This window comes from Ralstonia sp. Ralssp110 (genome assembly GCF_047325135.1).
GTDB lineage: Bacteria > Pseudomonadota > Gammaproteobacteria > Burkholderiales > Burkholderiaceae > Ralstonia > Ralstonia mojiangensis.
In genome coordinates this window covers 162,375-181,716 of sequence record NZ_CP168610.1, presented here as the reverse complement: position 1 = coordinate 181,716, position 19,342 = coordinate 162,375, and the positions used below count along the sequence as shown (strand labels likewise).

Genomic DNA, 19,342 nt, shown 5'->3' with positions numbered 1-19,342 from the left:
GACCACGCCATGAAGTCATTCAACAATCAGGTTGCCGCCATCACGGGTGCCGCGTCGGGCATGGGTCGCTCGCTGGCGCTGCAGCTGGCACGCGAAGGCTGCCATCTCGCGCTGGCCGATCGCAATGAAGCGGCGCTCGCGCAGACGCTGCAACTGGTGCGCGCGCACGAAGGCGACCGCATCCGCGTGACTACACATGCCGTCGACGTGGCCGACCGCGCCGCTGTGTACCGCTGGGCCGAAGAAGCGGCCGCCGCGCACGGCAAGGTCAACCTGATCTTCAACAACGCGGGCGTGGCGCTGTCCAGCACGATCGAAGGCATGGAAGACGACGAGCTGGCCTGGATCATGAACATCAATTTCTGGGGCGTCGTGCACGGTACCAAGGCGTTCCTGCCGCTGCTCAAGGCAACAGGCAATGGCCACATCATCAACACGTCGAGCATCTTCGGCATCTTTGCGCAGCCGGGCATGGGGGCCTACAACGCCAGCAAATACGCCGTGCGCGGCTACACCGAGGCGCTGCGCCAGGAACTGGATCTGATGAACTGCGGCGTGTCGGCCACGTGCGTCCATCCGGGCGGCATCAAGACCAACATTGCCAAGTCGAGCCGCGTCTCGCCGAGCATGAACGGCTTCCTGGTGCGCGACGAACAGCAGGGCAAGGCGGAATTCGAGAAGTTCTTCATCACCTCGGCAGACAAGGCCGCGGAGGTGATCCTGGACGGCGTGCGCAAGAACAAGCGCCGCGTGCTGATCGGCCCCGACGCCCACGCCGCCGATGTGATGGCCCGCGTGCTGCCGGCCGCATACCAGGCGCTGGTCGTGCGCGAAGCCCGCCGCACGCGCAAAAAGGCGCTGCGCGACGATACGGCGCCGGCCACCGCCCGCGCAAAGTAGGAGGCCGCCGATGAACACGGCCACCACCGGAGAATTGTTCGCCAGCCCCCCGCGCGCGAACCTGCTCAACGTTGCACGCGCCATGCTGCGCCCCGGCCGCATCGGCCTGCGCAGCATCGGCCGCGATGTGCTGATCGCACGCTACGCCAAGCCGCAATCGCGCTACCTGCCGTTGATGGGTACGCGCGTGCATTACACCGACGAAGGCGCTGCCAACGCCGAAGGCACGTTGCTGCTAATCCACGGTTTTGGCGCGTCACTGCATACGTGGGACGGCGTGCTGCCGCAGCTCACGCGGCGCTATCGCGTGATCCGGCTCGACCTGCCGCCGTTCGGCATCACCGGCCCGCTGCGCGACGCACAAGGCCGCCCGCGCACGATGGAACTGCCGCTGTATCGCGACTTCATCGACGCGTTTGTCGATACGTTGGGCTTGTCGAAACTCACGCTGATCGGCAACTCGCTGGGCGGCATGGTGTCGTGGGATTTTGCCGTGCGGCACCCCGGCCGCGTCGAGAAGCTCGTGCTGATCGATTCGGCAGGCTTTCCGATGAAGCTGCCGATCTACATCGATCTGTTCAATCACCTGGGCGTGCGGCTGACATCGCCGTGGATGCTGCCCGAGGGGATCATCCGCGCCGCCACGCGCGATGTGTATGGCGACCCGTCGCGCGTGTCCGAACCCACGCTGCGCCGCTACGCCGATTTCTTCTATGCCGACGGTGCACGACAGGCCATCGGCAAGATGGTGCCGAAGTTCCGCTTTGACGATGTCGATACCAGCGGGCTGGCCTCGATCCGAGTGCCCACGCTCATCCTCTGGGGCCAGCGCGACCGGTGGATCCCGCCCGCGCATGCCGGCGAATTTGCCCGCCGCATTCCTGGCGCCACGCTGCGCATGTATCCGGCGCTCGGCCATATCCCGATGGAGGAAGACCCCGTGCGAGTGGGGACCGACCTCTGTGCATTCCTAGATCAGGGGCGCGCATCGATGCGCCTTTCAGAAACCACATTCCAGGAGAACCGCCCATGATGCCAGTCCGTCGCGACGTGCATCCTCACCTGCCGGCTGATCGCATCAGCAACTGGCACGAGCGAGGCCCGCACGTGACCCACTTCCTGAACGCGCTGTCGATCTTCTTCCCGACCGGCGAGCGCTTCTTCATGGACAGCGTGCGCAACTACCGCCATCTGGTGACCGACCCCGAACTCAAGCAGGCCGTGGCCGGTTTCATTGGCCAGGAAGCCATGCACACGCGCGAGCACGTGCTCTACAACGACCTGCTCGACCGGGCCGGCCTGCCCGCCACGCGCATCGACCGCTTTATTGGCAAGTTCCTGAACGTGCTGCGCAAGTACACGCCCAAGTCGCACCAGTTGGCCGTGACCGTGGCGCTGGAGCACTACACCGCCATGCTGGCCGGCCAGGTGCTTTCACATGAAGACGGCCTGGGCCGCAACTCGGAACCCGGCTATCGCCAGGTCTGGCTGTGGCACGCCATGGAAGAGACCGAGCACAAGGCCGTCAGCTACGACGTATGGAATCTGGCCATCAAGCCGGGCGTGGGCCGCTACCTCACGCGCACGCTGACGATGTTGGTGACGACCGTTACCTTCTGGGCGATGGTCTTCTACGTGCACTTGCGGCTGATCTTTGCGGATCGCACCGTCAAGCACAAATTCCTCGGCCTCGGCAAGGCGTTCCATTTCCTGTGGATTCACCCGGCGCCGCTGCGCAAGATCATCCCGGAGTTCTTCGACTTCTTCCGACCCTCATTCCACCCGTGGGATGAAGACAACCGTGACGCACTCGAACGCCTGCCCAAGCTGATTTCGGAAATCGAAGCCTACGCCGCTGCAAACGGCGAAGCGCCGTCGCCGTCAATCCGCCGCAAGCTCTCAACCGCAGGTGCAGCGGGATCTTGAGCAGGCATTCAAAACGCCTGCAGCACCCGTCGTATCGGGATCAAACTAGAAATAGATAAGGCGCGCCCCACGCAAGGGCGCGCCGGAGACACTAGCCTTTGTCCGGCCCGGGTGCGCTGCCCGGCGGTTCATGCATGTGCTCGATGACCTGCGCCACGCGGTCGCCCAGGTATTTGTTGGCGGCCGTCTCGAGCGCGCGCATCAGTTCGGCTTCAACCGCCACCAGCGCCAGCGGACGGATGCGCCAGATCACGTCGACCAGACGCGGCACGTCTTCGACCGGCGGCAGATCGCTGCCGTACTTGTCGAGTTCGCGCACGACCATGGAGACGAGATCGTCGGCCACCGCCTGCGTATGCGGCCGGGCACGCTCGATGATGTCGAGCACTTCGACCAGCGGGAAACCGGCCTTTGCCATCTGCGCGCCGGCCAGCAGTGCTTTCGGGCTGCGCGCCAGATAGCCGAGGCCATCGGGTTCAAGCAGGCCAAGCGAAATGGCCCGCGCGAGCGCCTGACGCGACATGGCACGGCCAAACAGCTTGGCCAGCGCCAGGAGCGAGTAGTGCTTGGGCGACTCATCCGACCATGGGCTGGCGATGGCGGATTCGAGCCCAAGGATGGAGCGTAGGTCATGGCCCTCGACGATGGCCTTGAGCAGCTCCTGGATGTTGGAGAGCGTGTAGCCGCGCCCGAGCAGGTGATTGATGAGCTTGAGCCGCCCCAGATGCGCCTGCGTGTAGATCCCCACGCGACCACGCCGCTCGGGCGGATCGATCAAGCCGCGGTCCTGATACGAGCGGACGTTGCGGACAGTGGTTTCAGCCGCGCGCGCCAGTTCATCGATGGTGAACTCGCGGGCAGATGGAACAGCGGGCGGACCGGCATCGCCGGTTGGTTTGCGGGCAGGCATGCAAAAAATTCTACACGAGCGCGGCGACAGACCGCGTCGGTGACCGGAACGTTTCCGGTGCGTTTCTCACGACGAGGAGACCGTCGATGTGGGACTTGATATTGCGTCATCGTAATAGCGCGCTCCGGGCTGCGGGCGCAGTGGTTGCGGCGCTGCTGCTGCAAAGCTGCGCCGCCGCCGGCGATGGCCACGGCGCCATCGAAGCCGACAAAGCCAAACAGCTTGAAGACGCGCGGGCCCAGGCGCGGGCGCCATTCCAGTCGGGCAACCTCGCCACGCGCGAGGTGCGGCCCGCCACGCTGCGCGATTCCGGCCAGCCCGATGCGATCTCGTATCTGCGTCATGTCGATTTCCGCTTCGATGGTGGCGTGGGCTTTCTGGTCGATCAGCTCGCGCTGCGCATGGTGCCGCGTGCGCCAGGTGATCCGGTGTGGCTCGACGATGTGTCGTCGTACACGCTGCAGCCGGTGAGCGGTTCGGTGCGCGTCACGGCCGAGAGCATGGCCGCGCTGTTCAACACCGTGGTGTTTGCGCGCGGGCCGGGCGAAGATCCGCCGCTGCGCGGCTTCAGCTTCGCGCTCGACGACGGCACGCTCGACATGCGCGCCGAGATGCGCCGTCGCGGCGCCTGGGTGCCGATCGAGCTGCGTGGCCCGCTCGTGCTGCGCGATCCGCAGACCATCGTGTTCCGCCCCAACGTGGTCAAGGTGCGCGGGCAGGACGCCGGAGCACTGATGGGCGCGGCGCATATCGAACTGGCCGATCTGTTGCCTGTGTCGACACCCGCCGTGCAATTGGCCGGCAGCGAAATCGTCATGCAGGTGCCCAAGCTGTTTCCGCCGCCTGCGCTGGATTTGAAGCTCTCCGCCATCCGCGTCACGCGCGAGGGGCTGCTCATGCAGATCGGCGATGGCAACCCGCAGATGCCTCCGCTAGCCAACGCCACCGACGCGCAGCGCCCGTACATCCTCTTTCGCGGTGGCGACATCCGCTTCATGCGCTCGATGCCGATGAACGCGCGCATCGATATCGTCGTGGCTGATCCGGCCAAGCCGTTCGTGTTCAACCTGTACCGCTATCGCAATCAGCTTGTGGCGGGGTCGCTGCGCTTCTCGCCGGATGGCGGCATTCGCGTGCTGATGCCGTCGTTCGACACCCTGGCCGCTGCCAAGGCCGCCAAGTTGACCGCAACTGCCAAAGTCGGCAAGCCCGCCCTGCAACTCGCCAAGAGGACCGCGCCATGATCGCCCCCGCCTTCGCTCTCGCCGCTCTGATGTTGCGCCTGGCGTTGGTGACGCTCGGCTTGGCCGGCCTCGTGGCCAGTGCGCTCGCCCGCGCTGCCGAGCCGCCAATGGCCAGCGCGCAACGCAAGGACTTGACCACAGTGCGCCAGCAATGGGCGCAGCGCTGCGATCCGTCCTCCGGAGCGCCCAACGCCAGCGGCCCTGCCGTTGCGCGCGACTCGGGCACGGCGCCGCCCGTCGTGCAGATGCGTGATGTCGATTTCCGCATCACCGGCGACATCGGCTTTCGCGTGCACCAACTCACCGCGCAGCTCGTGCCACACAAACCCGGTCAGCCCGTCGACATGGACGATCCGGGCCAGTTCGACATCCGCATCCTGGGCGGCGAAGTGACGGTGCCCAAGGATTCGCTCGACGCGCTGTTCAACCGGTATCTGCTCGACTATTCGCCGCGCTCGCTCAATGCGCTGTCGCTCACGCCGGGCGACGGCGTGCTCGACGTCTCGGGCGGGCTCAAGCTACGCAATCATTTTCCCGGCGTGTGGCTGCCGTTCGGCATGCGCGGCACATTGGCGCTCAAGGAATCGCGCTACCTCGTCTATACGCCCACCGAGGCCCGCGTGATGGGCATCCAGACGCTGGCGCTGCTCAAGGGAATGGGGCTGGAGTTGTCGCAGCTTGCGCCGCTCAATCGCGACGGCGCCAAGCTGGACGGTAATGACATGGTGCTGGATCAATACACGGTCTTCCCGCCGCCGCGACTGATCGGTCAGATGAAAACGGCGCGCGTCACGCCCGACGGGCTGGTGCTCGGATTCGGCCCCGCGCCCGCGATGTGTGGGTCTGCACCAACCGACGCGGCCAGCCGCATCTGGATCCAGTCCGGCGACCTGAAGATGTACAACGTGCTGGTCACCAACAGCCGCATTCTCGTGACCGATACATCAACCCGCGGGCCGCTGCGCTTCGACCTGTACCACTACCGCGAGGCTGCTGCACGCGGCACCACGCGCATGGACACGGACGGCACGCTGCGTGTCGACCTGGCGCCGGCAGCGACCGTCCAGTAACGCCATCGTCAGCGCGCTATTTTTGGCAAACGGCGTGCAGGATCGCCTCACCCTCTGAGCGCGGCACGACGGCTTCCCAGCGGGGGCCGTCGATGTTCTTGGTGAGCACCGTGGCGTGCTGGCCGTCCTGGATCAGCGCGCTGACCGGCAGGATGCGCCCCTCCTTGCAGTCATAGACGGACGTGCGCGTGTCGTACTGGTACGCCCTGCCGTCTGAGAGCTTGCGCGGGGCGTCATAGGCGTCGCGCGTCGTGGCGCGCACGGTGCCATCCGCGTTGCGCTCGATGGAGTCCTTGTCCAGATAGAGCGAGCCGCTGTTGTTGGCCAGCGGGGCCAGCTTGACCCAGTTGTCGGCCGCCCTAGCCGTCGAGCTACCGATTGCCAGCGCAGCAGCCACCCAGTAGATCAGCGTCGTTCGTTCCATTCGCATCGCAACCTCCGTTTGCCTCATCGCACAGACGTACGCGGAGCGAAGCAGCAGGGCTGCCTCGTTCTCCGCACATTCGAACTAGGCGTAGCAAACGGCATGCCCCAAGTGTGACGCTGCCACGGCAGACAACAAAAAAGCCCGCACGGGGCGGGCTTCTTCGGGAAGGCAGGACGGCTTACTTGGCGGCAGCGGCCATGTAGTCGACGGCGGCTTTCACGTCGTCGTCGGAGCCGGCGTAAGTGCCCTTGGGCGGCATCGCGCCCTTGCCGTGCAGCGCGGAGTCATACAACTTGGCCTTGCCTTGGGCAATGCGCGGCGCCCAAGCGGCCTTGTCGCCAAACTTGGGCGCGCCAGCCACTCCGGCGGCGTGGCACATCTGGCAAGTCGAATCGTAGACTTTCTTGCCGATTTCACCCGCAGAGGCTTGCGGTGCGGCAGCCGCAGCCGGCGCGACCGGTGCTGCAGCAGCGGGTGCCGGCGCGGCAGCGGCCGGAGCGGGGGCAGCCGCCGGCGCCGATGCTTCCGGTGCCGATGCAGCAGCCGGCGCTGCACTCGCGCCCGCCGGTGCAGCCGGTTCCTGCAGCTTGCCGCCAGCGGAGTTGGCCATGTAGACGATGGCGCGTTCGATTTCGTAGTCGCTAACGTCATCCGGCGACGTGCCGCCGCGCGCGGGCATGCCACCCTTGCCGGCCAGCGCCACCTTCGTCAGGCCATCCAGGCCCTGCGGCAGGCGCGGACCCCAGCTTGCCGCGTCGCCAAATTTGGGCGCGCCAGCCACGCCTGCCGCGTGGCAGGTCGCGCAGACTTCCTTATAGAGCTGCTCGCCCGTCTTGAAAACGCGCGGCGCATTCGGGTCTTTCAGTTCGAGTTGCGCAACGGGCTTGATGCGATCGTTGACGGCCTCTTCCGACATGCCGGAACCGCCCGCGCCTTCCCTGGCGCCCAGGCCAACGTAATTGGCAAGCAGGATGATGATGAGAATGGGAACGACAAAGGCGGCGATCACCGCGATGATCAGCTGCTTAGGGGTCTTGATCAGAGGCTCGTGTTCGTCGTGTTGCGCGTCGCTCATGCTCAACTCTCAGGATGGTGGAACCGCTCTTGGAGCCCTCAGAGCGCCGCCGGCAAGGTCACGAGCATCGCCGGCAGGGCGTGGGGGCCGCATTGGATCGCGATGAGGGCAGGAAGACCATGGCGATTGAATCGCCGCGTCGGCCCAGACAGACCTGTCCCCGTCTTTCTTCTGGCAAATAACGCGCGATTATATCCGTAATGCTTTGGCCTTTGACACGCGGGACAGCCCTAGGCGCCGCTTTTCGACCTGCGTCAAAAACCCAACGAAACGTTGCAGCAGCAGGCCCTCGCACCCAGGGTTCATGGGCGTGCGATGGACGCTTGCGCCCAAATGCGCTATCCTGCGGGGCTTCTCTTTCGGTGCGTTCTGTGCCGATATGCGCCCGTAGCTCAATGGATAGAGTACTGCCCTCCGAAGGCAGGGGTTGCTGGTTCGATCCCAGCCGGGCGCGCCAAAAATCAAAGATTTACGCAACTTGTACGGTTTTTCGACGCCAGAACCGCGCTTCTGCCGCAACGTGCAGGCCTGCCTATTCCCGAACCTTACTCAGCTCCCCGGCATTTTTCGATTCGTCGATCGCGCTGCGGGCACGCTTAGAAAATAGTCACCTCATCAGGAGTCGAGTCGTGAGCCGTTACTGGAGCGATATCGTTCAGCAACTCGTGCCCTATGTCCCGGGCGAACAGCCGGCCATCGCGCGGCCCATCAAGCTGAACACCAACGAGAACCCGTACCCGCCGTCGCCGCGCGTGGTGGCCGCGATCTCTGCAGAGCTGGGAGAGACGGGCGAGAATCTGCGCCGCTATCCCGATCCGCTGTCGCGCCGGCTGCGCGAGACGGTGGCCGCGCAGGTGGGCCTCCAGCCCGAGCAGGTTTTTGCGGGCAACGGGTCGGACGAAGTGCTGGCGCACGTCTTCCAGGCGCTGCTCAAGCACGACAAGCCGCTGCGCTTTCCGGACATCTCGTACAGCTTCTATCCGACCTACGCGCGGCTTTACGGCGTGCAGTGCGAAGTGGTGCCGCTGGCGGACGACTTCTCCATCCGCGCCGATGACTATCTTGGCGACGCAGGCGGCGTGCTGTTCCCAAACCCAAACGCGCCGACCGGCCACGCGCTGCCGCTGACGGAGATCGAACGGATCGTCGCCGCGAACCCGTCGTCGGTCGTCGTGGTGGATGAGGCTTATGTGGATTTCGGCGCGCAGTCTGCCATTGCGCTCATCGACCGCTACCCGAATCTGCTCGTTGTGCACACGACGTCGAAGTCGCGCTCGCTGGCCGGCATGCGCGTGGGCTTTGCGTTCGGGCATACAGCGCTCATCGAAGCGCTTAATCGCGTGAAGGACAGCTTCAATTCGTATCCGCTGGATCGCCTCGCGCAGGCGGCTGCCCAAGCGGCTTATGAAGACGATGCGTACTTCCGTTCCACCTGCGCCCGCGTGATGGCGAGCCGCGCGCGGCTAACGCAATCGCTGCAGTCGCTCGGGTTCGAAGTCGTGCCGTCGATGGCGAATTTCGTGTTTGCACGGCATCCGGGCCACGACGCTGCCGCGCTCGCAGCACGGCTGAAAGAGCAGGCCATCTTCGTGCGCCACTTCAAGCTCGCGCGTATCGATCAGCATCTGCGCATCACGGTCGGCACCGATGGTGAATGCGACGCATTCTTAAAGGCGTTGCGGGATCTGCTGGCGTAAGCATGTACGGGTGTGCGGCAAATTGCCACCCGGGTTGACCGGCCGTTTGGGGGACTGCGCGTGCACCGGCGACCGCATCCCTCGACCACACGGTGCATCTGCGACATTGCACGGTGTGGATCGAAGACCATGAACGCAACCCATTGCTGCACTCAGGTATGTGGAACATTGACCGTACGCAGATGCTGCCGGCCGATTGCTGTGCCAGAATGCACGAGCGGGTAAACGGCGCGCCGACGCCGTCCGCTGTCCCCTAGGGCGAGCCTGAGCACTGCGCGGGCGGCACGGGACGCCACACAACACACTCCCACAAAAGGAATCAGCATGTCCAATCGTCGTCAATTCCTGAAGAGCATCCCCATCGTGGCCGCCGCGGGCGCCGTCATGTCGATGTCGGACCTGGCACTGGCTGCGCCGATGGTGGCGGAAACCGACCCGCAAGCCAAGGCGCTGGGCTACGTGGCTGACACCACCAAGGCCGACAAGGCCAAGTTCCCGAAGCACACGCCGGATCAGCATTGCGGCAACTGCGCCCTGTACCAGGGCGGTACGGCTGCGCAAGGCGGTTGCCCGCTGTTCGCCGGCAAGGACGTCGCCAACAAGGGCTGGTGCAGCGCCTGGGCAAAGAAGGCTTGAGCGAAGCGGTATCGCGCGCAAGCAAAACGGACCCTGCGGGGTCCGTTTTTTTATGGCCGCGCCCTCTACAATGCGTGCCATGCCGTTCACATTCACACCCACCGTCCTCGTCATCGACGACGAGCCGCACATCCGACGCTTCGTCCGCGCTGCATTGGAGGAGGAAGGCTGCGAAGTGCATGAAGCCGACCGCGTCGAGCGCGGCTTGATCGAAGCCGGCACGCGTCAGCCGGATGCGGTGATCCTCGATCTCGGTCTGCCCGATGGCGATGGCATGCAGTTGATTCGCGAGTTGCGCACCTGGACGGAAGTGCCGGTGCTCGTGCTTTCGGCTCGCGTGGATGAGCGCGACAAGATCGACGCGCTTGATGCCGGCGCAGATGATTACCTGACGAAACCCTTCGGCGTGGGCGAGCTGGTTGCGCGCTTGCGCGTGCTGCTGCGGCGACATGCCAAGCGCGGCGAAGACGGCGGCAGCATCATCCGCTTCGGCGAGGTGGAAGTCGACCTGGCGCGCCGCCTGGTCAACCGCAATGGCCAAGCCGTGCATCTCACACCGATCGAATACCGGCTGCTGGCAGTGCTGCTTGGCCGCCGCGGCACTGTGATGACGCACCGCGAACTGCTGCGCGAAGTCTGGGGCCCCGCGCATTCCGACAGCAGCCACTATCTGCGCATCTACATGGGCCACCTGCGCCACAAGCTTGAGCGCGATCCGGCGCGGCCCGAGCACCTGCTGACCGAAGTCGGCGTCGGGTACCGCTTCACGGCGTAAGCCGGTTCACTGCTCCTTGATGCCGGCGGCGCGCACGATGCGGCCGTTGCTGTCGTATTCCGCGCGGATGGCCGCAGCAAACTGCTCTGCCGTGCCGCCGGCCGGCACCACGGCGGCCTGCGTGAGGCGCTCGCGCAGATCGGGCGCAGCCAGCGCCTTGTTGATCTCGGCGTTCAATCGGGCAATCACGGGGGCGGGCGTCTTGGCAGGCGCGAACACGCCGAAGGTCGATGCCATGTTCGCCTTGGCATAACCCAGCTCGGTGAAGGTCGGCACATTCGGCAGCGTATCGAGCCGGTGCGGCGCACCCACTGCCAGCGGGCGCAGCTTGCCGCTCGTGATGTGTTGCATCAGGGTCGGGCCGACGTTGGTCGACATGACTTCCACCTGGCCGCCCAGCGCATCCGTCAATTGCTGGCCACCGCCCTTGTACGGGATGAGCGTGATATCCACGCGCGCCTGCGACTTGATCTGCTCCAGCGCAAGGTGCCCCACCGTACCCAGGCCCGATGTCGACCAACGGATCGAGCCCGGCTTGGTGCGCGACTGGCTCAGCATGTCGGCAAAGCTCTTGCCCGTGAACGACGGCGTGCCCAGCAGGATCATCGGCGCGTACATGACATTCGCCACGGGCGCGATGTCTTTCTGCGGGTCATACGGCAGCTTGCCGAAATGGGGGTTGAGCGTGAGCGGGCTGACCGACGAGAAACCCAGCGTGTAGCCATCTGGCGCCGCCTTGGCCACGGCGTCCATGCCGATGCTGCCGCCGGCACCGGCGCGGTTTTCCACCACCACCGGCTGGCCCAGTTGCGCCGACAGCTTCTCGCCCAGCGCACGCGCCACGTTGTCCGAAATGCCACCGGTCGGGTACGCGACGATGATGCGGATCGTTTTAGCCGGATAGTCCTGCGCTTGCGCAGGCACGGTGGCAAGCAGCGGCAGGCCGGAGCACAGCAGCACGGCAGAGGCAATCAGACGACGGCGGGCAGTACGTGCGGAAGTCATGGCGCAATGTCAGCGGAAGAAACGGAAAGCGACATTGTAGGCCGATGCCCAGGCAAGCTCGCCTGGCGACGTACAAAAACAGCAGCCAAAAGAAAAGGCGCCCGAAGGCGCCTTTTCCGTTCCCAATCGCGTGACAGCGTCGATTAGAAGATGTGGCGGATACCCACGCCAACGCTCGTCTGGTTCGACTTGCCAACGCCGGTTGCGTTGCCGCCACCCGACAGTTCCGGCAGAGCTGCGTCCTTGACCTTGTTGTAGTCGACCGTGCCATACACTTGCGTGCGCTTGGACAGAGCATACTCAGCCAGCAGAACGCCGGTGTAGCGCTTGCCGTCGTTGCCGGCGGTCAGAGCAGCGTTCTTGATGCTGTCGTAGTAGAACGCGCCCGTCAGAGCCAGGGCCGGGGTGACGTTGTACGTCACGCCCAGGATGCCGACGTGGTCACGACGCTTCGTGGCGCCCGGGGTCAGGCCAGCGCCCGAGGTGGCGTTGCCGTAGATGTTCAGGCCGAAAGCGCTGCCGCCGACGCAGTTTGCCGAGCTGTTCACGCAACCCGTGGCGTCGCTGCTGTCGATGTAGCCTGCGAACAGCTTGGCTGCAGCGATCGTGTAGTTACCGCCGATACCCCACACGGTTTGCTTGTTGCCAGCAACGTCCTTGTGCTGTTGAGCGAAGGCGCCGATGTAGGCCGGGCCGAATTCATAGGCCACCGTGCCGCCAACGTACGAGTTCTGGCTTGCAGCGCCAGCCACTTCGCCAAAGCCGTAGGCCAGGCCGACCGACAGGCCGTTCCACTTACCTTCGTACTTCAGCATGTTGGATTCACGCAGACCGGTCAGGCCGTAGTACATCCACGAGTTGCCGTCGTAGTTACCCACGCCCAGCGGGTCGAAGTTGCCACCGGTCGTGAAGCCGAAGTTGTATTGACGGCCCAGCGTGATGGTGCCCAGATCCTTGTTGGACAGGCCCACGAACGATTGACGATTGAACAGCGTACCCGAGCTGCTCATGCGGCCCGAATCCGAGTTGAAGCCGCTTTCCAGCACGAACAGTGCCTTGTTGCCGCCGCCCAGGTCTTCCGAGCCCTTCAGGCCCCAGCGGCTGTTCGACACAGCACCGCTTTCCATCTGGGTCACGCTGTTGCCAGCTTGGTTGGCGTTGTTGATGTAGTGAATGCTGGTATCGACAATACCGTACAGCGTCACGCTCGATTGGGCGTAGGCAGAACCTGCGAACAGGGCGCCAACTGCAACCAGAATGGCAGACTTTTTCATGTGGGCTCGTAATAAAAGAGTTGTCTCAAACCGCCCGACCCCGTGTGCATGAGGTTGGGCTCCTCCGTTTCCTTAACTTCCGTGTCGGAAGTGCCGCGCAAATTTAACAAAAGCCCATATGCCCGGCAAAGTAATTCACGGAATCGTTCTACCAAGTGTGGTACGCGCGCATCGCTCTTAATGCGCCGCACCAAATCGGCCTGCGACAAGGCTTGCCAGCGCGTCGTGCCCTGCTGTGGTGCACCAAGGCGGCCCACAGTCTTTGAACCGCTCTCTTGATTAGACAAAAAGGTTGGGAGATTGCCGGGGGCGTTACGCCATTGGCGCGCTTTTCAGCGCGGTTCACGCTGACTTGCATCATTTCAGCGCCGACAACAAACCGTTCGTCGCACCACCGTGGATAGGGCATGCCCCCTGACCTAGGCTGTAGACCGTGGCAGGACATCAAATGACCACGCCTAAAACAGCACCGAAAATCAGTTGAAGAAGGAGTTCGCCATGCGACTCAAGCAAATGGGGTTGGCCGCCATGTTGGCGGTCGGAGCCCTCGCGGCGGGCAGCGCTTGGGCGCAGGCCAGCCGCGTGGAAGTGTTCGGCCAGAATGCACGGGCCGAACGGTTTGACGTCTATAGCGACGGTGCCCGCACCGGACGCTTCGACACGTATACAGAAGGTGCGCGCAGCGGCCGCTTCGATCCGTATTCGGACGGCATGCGCAGCGATCCGGCCGGCCGCTCCCGCGACGGCGGCGGGACGGTCTACGGGTACCCGGTTCCGAATTGATGCGCTGATCGGCATTCACCGCGTTCATCGCGCATTGATCAATTACGGGCCGGTCTCCAGGCATCCTCCGTTTTCCGCCTCTTGGCCCACTCTGGCCCCGCTGGTGATGCGCCAGCGGGGCTTTTTCATGCGCGCTCAGATGAGCTTGTCGAGCGTGATCGGCAATTCGCGCACGCGCCGGCCGGTGGCGTGATAGACGGCGTTGGCGATGGCCGCCGGCACGCCGGTGATGCCGATCTCGCCGATTCCCTTGGCGCCCAGCGGGTTGATGTGCGGGTCCGCCTCGTCGAGCACGAGAATGTCGATGTCCGGCACATCGGCGTTGACGGGCACGTGGTACTCCGCCAGGTTGTTATTGACGATGCGGCCGTAACGCGTATCGAACAGGCTTTCTTCGAACAGCGCCATGCCCATGCCCCAGACGATGCCGCCCACGAGCTGGCTGCGTCCCGTCTTGGCGTTGAGCAGCCGCCCCACGCCGTAGCTCGCCACGATGCGTGAGACGCAGATCACGCCCAGGTCCGCATCGACATGCACCTCGGCAAACACCGCGCCGAACGAGTGCATTGAGTACTTTTGCCTTTCTTCGCCCGGCTGCACCTTGGCGGTCACCTCGATGGGGCGGCCGTAGCGCGCGACCACGGCAGCCACGGGCTCACGCGCCCCGCTGCGGGCGCTCAAGAAGCCGTCGACCACGGTGATCTCGCTTGCGGCAAGCCCGTGCAGCGGCGAGCTGGCATCGGCGATGGCCGCGGCAATCAGCGCATCGCGGGCCCGCGCGCCGGCGGCCTGCACGGCGGGCGATACGCTGGCCACACTCTGCGAACCGCCCGACACCGGCGCCTCGGGCATGCGCGTATCGCCCAGGCTGAAATGCACGCGGTCGACGGGCATGCCCATGGCATCCGCCGCCACCTGCGTCATCACCGTGTAGGTGCCGGTACCCAGATCCTGCGAGCCGGATTCGACCTGCGCCGTGCCGTCGGGCAGGTAGCGCGCGGTGGCGCCGGCCGCGCTGCGGTTGGCGGGGTACGTGGCCGTGGCCATGCCCCAGCCGATGCGTGTGTTGCCCTCGCGCATGCTGCCCGGCTGCGGGTTGCGGCGCGCCCAGCCGAAACGCTCGGCGCCGGCACGGTAGCACGCTGCCAGCGATTTGCTCGACCAGGGGATGCGTTTTTCCGGATCTTGTGCAGCGTCGTTGCGCAGGCGCAGTTCCACGGGGTCGAGACCCAGGGTGTAGGCCATCTCATCCAGCGCCACTTCCAAAGCGAACGTGCCGGTGGCTTCGCCCGGAGCGCGCATGAACGTCGGCGTACCGATGTTGAGCCGCGCGAGCCGATGCGTGGTCCGCTGGTTGGGCGTCTCGTAAAGCATGCGGGTGACGATGGCGCAGGGCTCGGTCCAGTCTTCGATCATCGACGTGGTGGTCAGCGAGTCATGCGAGATGGCGGTGAAGCGGCCGTCGCTGGCGGCGCCCACGGCGATGCGCTGCTCGGTGCGCGGGCGCCCGCCGACCGGGCCGAACATCTGCGGGCGCTCCAGCACCAGCTTGACGGGCCGCCCCGCCTGGCGGGCGGCCATCGCGGCCAGCACCACGTGGGACCACACGGAGCCCTTGCAGCCGAACCCGCCGCCCACGAAGGGGCACACGACACGGAGCTTGTCAGGCGACAGGCCAAGCGTCTTGGCGACGGTGCGGCGCACGCCCGAGACGTATTGCGTGCTGTCGTACAGCGTAAGCGAATCGCCCTCCCACACGGCGATGGTGGCGTGCGGCTCCATGGGGTTGTGCGTCTCCATGGGCGTCCCGTAGACGGCCTCGATGCGCTGCGCCGCCTGCGCCATACCGGCAGCCATATCGCCGCGTGTGGTATCGGCCGATTGCGCCTGCACCTTGCCAGGCGAGTGCGCATCGGCGCGGGCGGTTTCGAAATCGAGCCGCGCGGGCTGCTGGGCAACCTCCACGCGCACCATGCGCGCTGCGGCCTGGGCATGTTCCAGCGTGTCGCCCACCACGAGCGCCACGGGCTGGCCGTTGTAGTGCACCTGGTCGTCCTGCAGCAAAGAAAGTGCGCGTCCGGCCGGGGGTTCGAGCGCTGGCTTGCCGCCGTTGGGCAGGCGAGGTGCGTTCTTGTGCGTCATCACCAGCAGCACGCCGGGCATGGCCTGCGCGACATGGGTATCGACCCGCGTGATCCGACCCGCAGGCACGGTGCTCTGCACCAGCACCGCATGCACCAGACGCGGCACCTGGAACTCTGCTGAATAGCGCGCCTGACCCGTGACTTTGAGCAGACCGTCTGTGCGGTCCAGCGGTTGGCCCACGTTGCTCATGCCACACCTCCTGTCGGATTGGCGGGATTGACCGCGATGGTGAGCGCCCGGGCCACCGCCCGCTGTGCGAGCGGCACCTTGAAGCCGTTGTCGCGCAGCGGCTGGGCGCCCTGCACGGCCAGCGCACCCGCCTGGGCAAACAACTGCGCATCCACGGCCTGGCCCGCCAGCATCTGCTCGGCCGCGTGCGCGCGCCACGGCTTGTGCGCCACGCCGCCGAGCACAATTCGCGCCTCCCGGATCGTCCGCCCATCGGTCTGCAATGCCAGCGCCGCAGCCACCGACACCAGCGCAAACGCATAACTGGCGCGGTCGCGCACCTTCAGGTAGTGCACGTGCGACCCGAACACGGGCGGCGGCAGATCGATGGCGATGATCAACTCGCCGGGTCCGAGTGTCGTCTCGATTTCAGGGTGCGCTTCCGGCAATCGATGGAACGCTTCGATGGGAATACGCCGCTCACCGTGCGCACCGTGCACCACCACCGTGGCATCCAGCGCGGGCAGCGCGACAGCCATGTCGGAAGGATGCGTCGCTACGCATGCCTCGCTCGCACCAAGGATGGCGTGCATGCGGTTGAAGCCCTCACGCGCGGCACAGCCGGAGCCGGGTTGCCGCTTGTTGCATGCCGGATACGCCGTGTCGTAGAAGTAATGGCAGCGTGTGCGCTGCATCAGGTTGCCGCCGTTGGTGGCCATGTTGCGTAGCTGACCCGAGGCGCCCGACACGATCGCTTCACTCAGGAGCGGATACCGCGAGCGCACCAGCGGATGCGCCGCCGTATCGGCATTGCGCGCCATCGCGCCCAGGCGCAGGCCACCGTCGGGCAACGCGCGAATCTGCGCGAGCGGCAGACGGCTTACGTCCACCAGCCGCTGGGGCTGCTCGACGCCGCCTTTCATCAGGTCCAGCAGGTTCGTGCCGCCGCCGATATAGCGCGCGCCCGGCTCATGGCCCAGGCGCACGGCAGCTTCAACGGAAGACGCACGGTCATAGGCAATCGATTGCATGGCGGCTCCTCAGGCAGCGTTGCCAGACTTGGCAGCCACCACGCGAATCGCCGCCACGATGTTGGGGTACGCGCCGCAGCGGCAGATGTTGCCGCTCATGCGCTCGCGTATTTCGTCTTCGGTCAGCGCCACGGGGCCGTCATTGCCCAGTGCTGCGGGCGACGTGACCGTGCTGGGCATACCGCGGCGCGCCTCGTCCAGCACCGCCACCGCCGAGCAGATCTGCCCTGGCGTGCAATATCCGCATTGAAAGGCGTCGTGTTCGAGAAACGCGGTCTGCACCGGATGCAGCGCCGTGCGGTCGACCACGCCTTCATGCGCGTGTGCCAATCCTTCGACGGTGGTGATGGCCTCGCCCTCGTGCATGATCGCCAGCGTCAGGCAACTGTTGATGCGCCGCCCGTTCACGAGGACGGTGCATGCGCCGCACTGGCCGCGATCGCAGCCTTTCTTGGTGCCGGTCAGGCCGAGCACTTCACGCAGCGCATCGAGCAACGTGACGCGCGGCTCCAGTGACAACGCATACGGCTTGCCGTTGATATTGAGCGATACCGGCCGCGCAGGCGCCAACGCAGCGGGACGTGCCGGGGCCGATGCAGAAGTGCCCGCACCGGCCGGTTCGTGCGGCAGCGCAAACGCCGAGGCGGCGGCTGCGGCGCTCTGCAGAAAGCCGCGCCGGCTCGGGCGTGCGGGTGCCCCATCCGGTTCGTGGGCAGGGTCATTCGATGCTGTTAAGGGGTGATCAGACATGGCGCGCGCTCCACCGGCCGAGGCGGCCGTAGCTGGGGACATGCGTCAGGGGAAAGCAAGCGGAATACCCGGCACCCGGGCGTTGGAAAGCCACTGAGCAGTGGCTTCGCGAGGGGGAATTGCTGCGGCGCGTGTAAGGCTTACGCGCCGCGTTGCAGTGCGGTTACTTGCCCAGGCCGACGCGGTCGCGCGACACATCCATGACCATGCGGGTCAACAGGTACAGGCGCGGAACGATGGAGTTGAGGTCGACATATTCGGCGTCATTCGAGTGCGCGCCAAAGCTCGCCAGACCGAAGCGCTCAATCACGGGCGCCTTGGTTTTCGACGCAGCAAACGCGGCATCGGTGCCGCCGCCTTCGGCCTTGTCGTCAATCTCCAGCGTCTTGCCAAGCTCGCCGTAGATCTTCTGGGCGTGTTCGGCCAGCGCGCGCGACGCCGGGGTCGCTTCCAGCGGCGGGCGGCGGCGCTCGAACCGGGCCGAGACCTGCGTATCCGGAATCAGCTTGTTCTTGATGCGCTCGTTGACGGTCTCTTCCAGCTTGTCGGCATCGGCCGCGCGCAGCAGGCGCACATCAGCCTGGGCGCTGGCCACGGCCGGAATCACGTTGCGGTTGGTGCCCGCCTGCGCCACCGTCCAGTTCACCTTCAGGCCCGTTTCCGGCTTGGACAGATCGCGCATCTGCAGCACCTGGTGCGACAGCTCATACAACGCGTTGCGGCCCTGCTCCGGCGCACCGCCCGCGTGCGAAGCCTTGCCCTTCACATCCAGCAGGATCGCGCCGATGCCGCTGGTGGCCAGCGACAGCTTGTCGGAGGTCACGCGCGTGCCTTCGCACGAGAACACGGCGTCCTGCTCGGCGCCCAGCTTGGCCTGCATGGCCCGCGCGCCCGGCGAGCTGATCTCCTCGTCACCGTTGATCAGCACCGTAAGCGTGCCGTATTGCTTGAAGTTGACGGCCTGCAGAATCGACACCGTGTGCAGGATGACCGCCACGCCGTTCTTGTCGTCGGCAATGCCCAGGCCGTAGGCACGCTCACCGTCGATGCGGAATGGCTGCTGCGCGAGCATGCCCTTCAGATAGACGGTGTCCATGTGCGCGATCAGCATGATGTTGCGCTTGCCCTCGCCCTTGAAGCGCGCGAGCACCATCTTGCCGATCTTCTCGGGCGTGTCGGCCATGCGATAGGCATGGTCGCTGGGGTCGATGAGCTTGACGTCGCCGCCCATGCCGCGCAAGCGCTCGGCGATCACGCTGGCAATCTTGTCCAGGCCTTCGATGTCCTTGCTGCCCGATTCGATCGAGACCAGAGTCTTCATGGTGTCGATCAGCGCCGGTTTTTCCTGCTGGGCGCGCTTGTAGATTTCAGCCGGCGGCACGGCGGCGGCATGGCCGGCAGCCAGCACACTCACCATTGCGATGACGGCCAGCAGTGCCGGGCGCATGCCCTTGGGCAACAACGGGGCTCTCATGAATGTTTCCTCACCTGTTCTTAGTTATGGTCTGCAACAAAACGGCGATTTT

The 19,342-nt window shown here is 65.4% G+C and carries 18 protein-coding genes and 1 tRNA gene; 10 read left to right on the top strand and 9 right to left on the bottom strand.

Annotated features, from left to right (window positions below):
• Positions 1–9: 9 nt before the first annotated feature.
• The 3 genes from ACEN9T_RS09550 to ACEN9T_RS09540 are packed head-to-tail and all read left to right on the top strand — an operon-like array spanning position 10 to position 2,826.
• Positions 10–900 (top strand): SDR family NAD(P)-dependent oxidoreductase, encoded by an 891-nt coding sequence (locus ACEN9T_RS09550; protein ID WP_092976440.1) that lies wholly within the window; start codon positions 10–12, stop codon positions 898–900.
• A gap of 10 nt (positions 901–910) precedes the next feature.
• On the top strand, positions 911–1,933 hold the full coding sequence (locus tag ACEN9T_RS09545; RefSeq protein WP_092976438.1) for an alpha/beta fold hydrolase: 1,023 nt from the start codon (positions 911–913) through the stop codon (positions 1,931–1,933).
• Entirely contained in the window at positions 1,930–2,826 is an 897-nt protein-coding gene (locus ACEN9T_RS09540; RefSeq protein WP_009239703.1) for a metal-dependent hydrolase, read from the top strand. Before ACEN9T_RS09545 ends, ACEN9T_RS09540 begins: the two co-directional genes overlap by 4 nt.
• A gap of 91 nt (positions 2,827–2,917) precedes the next feature.
• Here the strand turns inward: ACEN9T_RS09540 and ACEN9T_RS09535 are convergent, their stop codons facing one another.
• The gene (locus ACEN9T_RS09535) at positions 2,918–3,736 is read right to left on the bottom strand and encodes a MerR family transcriptional regulator (protein ID WP_413707622.1); all 819 of its coding nucleotides are present in this window, start codon (positions 3,734–3,736) and stop codon (positions 2,918–2,920) included.
• A gap of 86 nt (positions 3,737–3,822) precedes the next feature.
• On the opposite strand from ACEN9T_RS09535, the gene ACEN9T_RS09530 reads away from it, so the two are divergent.
• Together ACEN9T_RS09530 and ACEN9T_RS09525 are read left to right on the top strand one after the other, a co-directional pair.
• On the top strand, positions 3,823–4,980 hold the full coding sequence (locus ACEN9T_RS09530; protein WP_413707621.1) for a hypothetical protein: 1,158 nt from the start codon (positions 3,823–3,825) through the stop codon (positions 4,978–4,980).
• Positions 4,977–6,050, top strand: a complete 1,074-nt coding sequence (locus tag ACEN9T_RS09525) for a DUF2993 domain-containing protein (protein ID WP_413707620.1) — start codon at positions 4,977–4,979, stop codon at positions 6,048–6,050. The genes ACEN9T_RS09530 and ACEN9T_RS09525 overlap by 4 nt, the downstream gene beginning before the upstream one ends.
• Positions 6,051–6,066: 16 nt before the next feature.
• Here the strand turns inward: ACEN9T_RS09525 and ACEN9T_RS09520 are convergent, their stop codons facing one another.
• Together ACEN9T_RS09520 and ACEN9T_RS09515 are read right to left on the bottom strand one after the other, a co-directional pair.
• Entirely contained in the window at positions 6,067–6,480 is a 414-nt protein-coding gene (locus ACEN9T_RS09520) for a surface-adhesin E family protein (RefSeq protein ID WP_413707619.1), read from the bottom strand.
• 175 nt (positions 6,481–6,655) lie between these two features.
• The gene (locus tag ACEN9T_RS09515) at positions 6,656–7,552 is read right to left on the bottom strand and encodes a c-type cytochrome (RefSeq protein ID WP_413707618.1); all 897 of its coding nucleotides are present in this window, start codon (positions 7,550–7,552) and stop codon (positions 6,656–6,658) included.
• Between the two features lie 381 nt (positions 7,553–7,933).
• Between ACEN9T_RS09515 and ACEN9T_RS09510 the strand changes: the two genes are divergently transcribed.
• From ACEN9T_RS09510 to kdpE, 4 genes are all read left to right on the top strand, one after another.
• Positions 7,934–8,009: transfer RNA gene (locus ACEN9T_RS09510), tRNA-Arg, on the top strand.
• Between the two features lie 172 nt (positions 8,010–8,181).
• Entirely contained in the window at positions 8,182–9,249 is a 1,068-nt protein-coding gene (hisC, locus tag ACEN9T_RS09505; protein ID WP_413707617.1) for a histidinol-phosphate transaminase, read from the top strand.
• A gap of 324 nt (positions 9,250–9,573) precedes the next feature.
• Positions 9,574–9,885, top strand: a complete 312-nt coding sequence (locus tag ACEN9T_RS09500) for a high-potential iron-sulfur protein (protein WP_004628878.1) — start codon at positions 9,574–9,576, stop codon at positions 9,883–9,885.
• A gap of 70 nt (positions 9,886–9,955) precedes the next feature.
• Entirely contained in the window at positions 9,956–10,660 is a 705-nt protein-coding gene (kdpE, locus tag ACEN9T_RS09495; protein ID WP_413707616.1) for a two-component system response regulator KdpE, read from the top strand.
• A 6-nt stretch (positions 10,661–10,666) separates the two neighbouring features.
• On the opposite strand, the gene ACEN9T_RS09490 is transcribed toward kdpE, so the two are convergent.
• Positions 10,667–11,665, bottom strand: a complete 999-nt coding sequence (locus ACEN9T_RS09490; RefSeq protein WP_413707615.1) for a Bug family tripartite tricarboxylate transporter substrate binding protein — start codon at positions 11,663–11,665, stop codon at positions 10,667–10,669.
• A 143-nt stretch (positions 11,666–11,808) separates the two neighbouring features.
• Entirely contained in the window at positions 11,809–12,939 is a 1,131-nt protein-coding gene (locus tag ACEN9T_RS09485) for a porin (RefSeq protein ID WP_092976412.1), read from the bottom strand.
• A 498-nt stretch (positions 12,940–13,437) separates the two neighbouring features.
• On the opposite strand from ACEN9T_RS09485, the gene ACEN9T_RS09480 reads away from it, so the two are divergent.
• Entirely contained in the window at positions 13,438–13,722 is a 285-nt protein-coding gene (locus ACEN9T_RS09480; protein ID WP_024977383.1) for a hypothetical protein, read from the top strand.
• Positions 13,723–13,857: 135 nt separating this feature from the next.
• Here ACEN9T_RS09480 and ACEN9T_RS09475 read toward each other — a convergent pair whose 3' ends face one another.
• From ACEN9T_RS09475 to ACEN9T_RS09460, 4 genes are all read right to left on the bottom strand, one after another.
• Positions 13,858–16,056, bottom strand: a complete 2,199-nt coding sequence (locus ACEN9T_RS09475; RefSeq protein WP_413707614.1) for a xanthine dehydrogenase family protein molybdopterin-binding subunit — start codon at positions 16,054–16,056, stop codon at positions 13,858–13,860.
• A complete protein-coding gene (locus tag ACEN9T_RS09470) occupies positions 16,053–17,066 on the bottom strand; it encodes an FAD binding domain-containing protein (protein ID WP_092976406.1) in 1,014 nt (337 codons plus the stop codon). The genes ACEN9T_RS09475 and ACEN9T_RS09470 overlap by 4 nt, the downstream gene beginning before the upstream one ends.
• A gap of 9 nt (positions 17,067–17,075) precedes the next feature.
• On the bottom strand, positions 17,076–17,816 hold the full coding sequence (locus ACEN9T_RS09465; RefSeq protein WP_092976403.1) for a 2Fe-2S iron-sulfur cluster-binding protein: 741 nt from the start codon (positions 17,814–17,816) through the stop codon (positions 17,076–17,078).
• Between the two features lie 163 nt (positions 17,817–17,979).
• The gene (locus ACEN9T_RS09460; protein ID WP_413707613.1) at positions 17,980–19,290 is read right to left on the bottom strand and encodes a M20/M25/M40 family metallo-hydrolase; all 1,311 of its coding nucleotides are present in this window, start codon (positions 19,288–19,290) and stop codon (positions 17,980–17,982) included.
• Positions 19,291–19,342: the final 52 nt, after the last annotated feature.

What these genes read in the sequence shown, in the direction of transcription:
- ACEN9T_RS09525 (WP_413707620.1), top strand. Translation starts at nt 4,977, where the DNA reads ATGATCGCCCCCGCCTTCGCTCTCGCCGCTCTGATGTTGCGCCTGGCG.
- ACEN9T_RS09480 (WP_024977383.1), top strand. Translation starts at nt 13,438, where the DNA reads ATGCGACTCAAGCAAATGGGGTTGGCCGCCATGTTGGCGGTCGGAGCC.
- ACEN9T_RS09470 (WP_092976406.1), bottom strand. Translation starts at nt 17,066, where the DNA reads ATGCAATCGATTGCCTATGACCGTGCGTCTTCCGTTGAAGCTGCCGTG.
- ACEN9T_RS09545 (WP_092976438.1), top strand. Translation starts at nt 911, where the DNA reads ATGAACACGGCCACCACCGGAGAATTGTTCGCCAGCCCCCCGCGCGCG.
- ACEN9T_RS09490 (WP_413707615.1), bottom strand. Translation starts at nt 11,665, where the DNA reads ATGACTTCCGCACGTACTGCCCGCCGTCGTCTGATTGCCTCTGCCGTG.
- ACEN9T_RS09460 (WP_413707613.1), bottom strand. Translation starts at nt 19,290, where the DNA reads ATGAGAGCCCCGTTGTTGCCCAAGGGCATGCGCCCGGCACTGCTGGCC.
- ACEN9T_RS09535 (WP_413707622.1), bottom strand. Translation starts at nt 3,736, where the DNA reads ATGCCTGCCCGCAAACCAACCGGCGATGCCGGTCCGCCCGCTGTTCCA.
- ACEN9T_RS09465 (WP_092976403.1), bottom strand. Translation starts at nt 17,816, where the DNA reads ATGTCTGATCACCCCTTAACAGCATCGAATGACCCTGCCCACGAACCG.
- ACEN9T_RS09475 (WP_413707614.1), bottom strand. Translation starts at nt 16,056, where the DNA reads ATGAGCAACGTGGGCCAACCGCTGGACCGCACAGACGGTCTGCTCAAA.
- ACEN9T_RS09550 (WP_092976440.1), top strand. Translation starts at nt 10, where the DNA reads ATGAAGTCATTCAACAATCAGGTTGCCGCCATCACGGGTGCCGCGTCG.
- ACEN9T_RS09485 (WP_092976412.1), bottom strand. Translation starts at nt 12,939, where the DNA reads ATGAAAAAGTCTGCCATTCTGGTTGCAGTTGGCGCCCTGTTCGCAGGT.
- ACEN9T_RS09515 (WP_413707618.1), bottom strand. Translation starts at nt 7,552, where the DNA reads ATGAGCGACGCGCAACACGACGAACACGAGCCTCTGATCAAGACCCCT.
- ACEN9T_RS09520 (WP_413707619.1), bottom strand. Translation starts at nt 6,480, where the DNA reads ATGCGAATGGAACGAACGACGCTGATCTACTGGGTGGCTGCTGCGCTG.
- ACEN9T_RS09500 (WP_004628878.1), top strand. Translation starts at nt 9,574, where the DNA reads ATGTCCAATCGTCGTCAATTCCTGAAGAGCATCCCCATCGTGGCCGCC.
- kdpE (WP_413707616.1), top strand. Translation starts at nt 9,956, where the DNA reads ATGCGTGCCATGCCGTTCACATTCACACCCACCGTCCTCGTCATCGAC.
- ACEN9T_RS09530 (WP_413707621.1), top strand. Translation starts at nt 3,823, where the DNA reads ATGTGGGACTTGATATTGCGTCATCGTAATAGCGCGCTCCGGGCTGCG.
- ACEN9T_RS09540 (WP_009239703.1), top strand. Translation starts at nt 1,930, where the DNA reads ATGATGCCAGTCCGTCGCGACGTGCATCCTCACCTGCCGGCTGATCGC.